At 72.4% G+C, this 3,798-nt stretch carries 2 protein-coding genes and 1 pseudogene; all 3 read left to right on the forward strand.

From position 1 onward, the window contains the following. The first annotated feature begins 293 nt into the window (after positions 1-293). Positions 294-1,067 (forward strand): IclR family transcriptional regulator, encoded by a 774-nt coding sequence (locus SACSA_RS0111210; RefSeq protein ID WP_019815932.1) that lies wholly within the window; start codon positions 294-296, stop codon positions 1,065-1,067. 224 nt (positions 1,068-1,291) lie between these two features. Then, positions 1,292-3,064, forward strand: coding sequence for an aspartate--tRNA ligase (aspS, locus tag SACSA_RS0111215; RefSeq protein ID WP_019815934.1), 1,773 nt, complete (start codon positions 1,292-1,294; stop codon positions 3,062-3,064). A gap of 110 nt (positions 3,065-3,174) precedes the next feature. After that, positions 3,175-3,798, forward strand: a pseudogene (locus tag SACSA_RS0111220) (phosphotransferase); the annotation flags it as partial.

Consider the following 3,798-nt stretch of genomic DNA (forward strand, 5'->3'; position numbering starts at 1 on the left):
ACCCCGCGCCCCGATCTGCCCGGCATCGCCTCGGCGTCGGGACACGCGTGGGGCCGCACCGTGGAACGAGCCTCCGAGTTGCCGGAGGCGCTGGCCGACGCGCTGGAGGCGGTGCGATCCGGGCGGTCGGCGGTGCTCGCCGCCCGGGTTCCGGGCGTGTAACCGGACCGCCGTGCGGTGGCCCGCGCCCCGGGTGCGGCCTCCGCCGCGCGCGGTGTGCCCGGGTGTTCGCCGGCTACCGATGCGAGGGAGCGGCCCCGAGAACCCCGCCGAACCTCGTACCATCAACGCCCGTGGGTGCGGACAACGAGCGCGGTGCCGGTGGGCGCAGCCGGTCTGTGTTGGCTCGGGGGCTGTCGGTGCTGGACGCCTTCACCTCCGGCGAGCCCGAGCTGAGCCTGGCCGAGCTCGCCGCGCGGACCGGGCTGCCGAAGCCCACGGTGCACCGGTTGCTCGGCGACCTGGTGGACTGGGGTGCCGTCGAACGTTCCGGAGCGGGTCACTACCGGCTGGCCACGAAGCTGTTCCGGCTCGGGCAACTCGTGCCCCGCCACCGGCTGCTGCGGGAGGCGGCGCTGCCGCAGCTCGAACACCTCCACCAGGTCAGCAGGGAGAACGTGCACCTGGCCGTGCCGGACAGCGTCTACACGCTCTTCGTGGAGAAGGTCACCGGCAGTCAGGCCACGGCGATCCGCTCGCGGGTCGGTGGCAGGCTGCCCTCGCACTGCACCGCCACCGGCAAGGTGTTCCTCGCCTGGGGCGGGCAGGAGCGCTTGCGCCGCGTCGTGGAGGCGGGCCTGCCCCGGCTGACCCCGCGCACGATCGTGCTGCCGGGCCTGCTGCACCGCGACCTCGAACGGACCATGGAACGCGGTGTGGCCGTGACCTGGGAGGAAGCCGAACACGGTGTGTCGGCCGTGGCCGCGCCGGTGCTCGGGGCCGGAGGGCGTGTCATCGCGGCGGTGTCGGTCACCGGCCGCACCCAGGCGCTCGACGTGGACCGCCTCTCCCAGGCGGTGCGCTCGGCGGCGAACAGCACGTCCACGGCGTTGTCGGCCGGTTTCTGACGAGTTTCCGGCCGTGCGTTCCGGGCCCGCCACAGGCGTGCATGGCCTACCCCGTTCGGGGAAACCTGGTGGCGGCCGGACGCGCCGTGTTCGTTAACCTGTGCTGTCGGTGGCCCGCCCGGACCGCGACCGACGTCCGCACGCGACACGGTGTCCGCACCGGGCACGGTGTTCGGGCCACGGACGGCGCACAGACCACAGACCTCACCGGAAGGACTCCGCGGGTGCTTCGCACGCATGACGCCGGCACACTCCGTGCCGAGCACGTTGGCCAGACCGTCACCCTCACCGGCTGGGTGGCCCGGCGGCGCGACCACGGCGGGGTGATCTTCATCGACCTGCGCGACGCCAGCGGCGTGGCCCAGGTGGTCTTCCGCGAGGGCGAGATGGCCGAGCGCGCCCACGCGTTGCGCGCCGAGTACTGCGTGCGCGTGGTGGGCGAGATCGCCCACCGGCCCGAGGGCAACGAGAACCCCGAGATCCCCACCGGCACGATCGAGGTGCTCGTCACCGAGCTCGAGGTGCTGTCCGAGTCGGCCGTGCTGCCGTTCCCGCTCGACGAGCGGCTCGAGGTCGGCGAGGAGGCCCGGCTGCGCTACCGCTACCTCGATCTGCGCCGCGCGGGCCCGGCGCGGGCGATGCGGCTGCGCAGCGAGGTCAACCGGGTCGCCCGCGAGGTGCTGCACGCACAGGACTTCGTCGAGGTCGAGACGCCCACGATGACCCGGTCCACGCCCGAGGGCGCGCGCGACTTCCTCGTGCCCGCGCGGCTGCGCCCGGGATCGTGGTACGCCCTGCCGCAGTCGCCGCAACTGTTCAAGCAACTGCTCATGGTCGGCGGGCTCGAACGCTACTTCCAGATCGCGCGCTGCTACCGCGACGAGGACTTCCGCGCCGACCGGCAGCCGGAGTTCACCCAGCTCGACGTCGAGATGAGCTTCGTCGACCAGGACGACGTGATCTCGCTCGCCGAGCGCATCCTCGCGGCGCTGTGGAAGCTCGTCGACGTCGACGTGCCGACGCCGATGCCGCGCATCAGCTACGCCGAGGCCATGGCGAAGTACGGCACGGACAAGCCCGACCTGCGCTTCGGTCTCGAACTCACCGAGCTGACCGACTACTTCGCCGACACGCCGTTCCGCGTGTTCCAGGCGCCCTACGTCGGCGCGGTCGTGATGCCCGGTGGTGCCGACCAGCCCCGGCGCCAGCTCGACGCCTGGCAGGAGTGGGCCAAGCAGCGCGGGCACAAGGGACTGGCCTACGTCCTGGTCGGCGAGGACGGCACGCTCGGCGGCCCGGTCGCGAAGAACCTTTCCGAGGACGAGCGCGCGGGCCTGGCCGACGCGGTGGGCGCGACGCCCGGCGACTGCGTCTTCTTCGCCGCGGGCAAGCCCGCCGACGCCCGGCACCTGCTCGGCGCCGCCCGGGTGGAGATCGCCGAGCGGCTCGGCATGATCGACGAGAACGCCTGGTCGTTCGTCTGGGTGGTCGACGCTCCCCTGTTCGAGGCCGCCGAGGACACCGAGGACGTCACCGTCGGCTCGGGGCAGTGGACGGCGCTGCACCACGCCTTCACCTCACCGACCCCGGAGTGGATCGACAAGTTCGACGCCGACCCGGGCAACGCCTTGGCCTACGCCTACGACATCGTCTGCAACGGCAACGAGATCGGCGGCGGGTCCATCCGTATCCACCGCCCGGACGTGCAGAAGCGCGTGTTCGAGGTGATGGGCATCCCGGAGGACGAGGCGCAGGAGAAGTTCGGGTTCCTGCTCGACGCTCTGCGGTACGGCCCACCGCCGCACGGGGGTATCGCCTTCGGCTGGGACCGGATCGTCATGCTGCTCGCCGGGGCCGACTCGCTGCGCGAGGTCATCGCGTTCCCCAAGTCCGGGGGCGGTTTCGACCCGCTGACCGGTGCGCCCGCGCCGATCACCGCGCAGCAGCGCAAGGAGGCAGGCGTGGACACAACACCGGATCAGCGCCAGTCCGGCTGAGCAGGTCGTCTCCCGGTGCTTCACCGCACTCGGCCCGCGCCCCGGTCCCGTGCCTGGGCGTGTCGTCGATTGTGGTGGGCGCCGCTTTCCGCCTAGTAGGGTCGTAGACGATGATTCTGGATGCCTCCTCCACCGACGACTCGACGGTCGGGTCTTCCACAGTCGGATCAGGAGAGGAACAGTCCCCGGTCGAGGTCGCGGTGGCGACAGCCGAGTCCGTTCTCGCGGCGCGGTTCGGCAGCTCCATCCCGCTGGCCGACCCCGAGGACCTCGCGGGCAGCGGTCCAGCCACGGTGGTCCGCGCGAGGGTGGCCTCCTCGGCGTTCGCGCTGCCCCGCACCCTGGTGGTCAAGCACTACCCGGAGCCAGCGGACGACGACGCCCAGGACTCGTTCGCCCGGGAGGCGGCCAGTTATCAGCTGTTCACCGCGCTTCCCCCTGAGGAGCGGGTGTGCCCCGAGCTGCTCGCGCACGACGCCGAGCGGCGCGTGCTGGTGATCGACGACCTGGGCAAGACACCCACCCTCGAGGACAAGCTGTGCGGCTCGGACTCCCGCGCGGCCGAGACGGCGCTGTTGTCCTGGGCCCGGTCCCTCGGCCGGATGCACGCCAGCACCGCCAGCAGGGAGGCCGACTTCCACGCGTTGCTGCGCAGGCTCGGCGGCGCCAACCGGGGCGACGAGGGCGGCGGCAACGAGGGCGATGACGCGGTGCCCCGGGCGGCGCTGACCGAG

Source organism: Saccharomonospora saliphila YIM 90502, from assembly GCF_000383795.1.
Taxonomy (GTDB): domain Bacteria; phylum Actinomycetota; class Actinomycetes; order Mycobacteriales; family Pseudonocardiaceae; genus Saccharomonospora; species Saccharomonospora saliphila.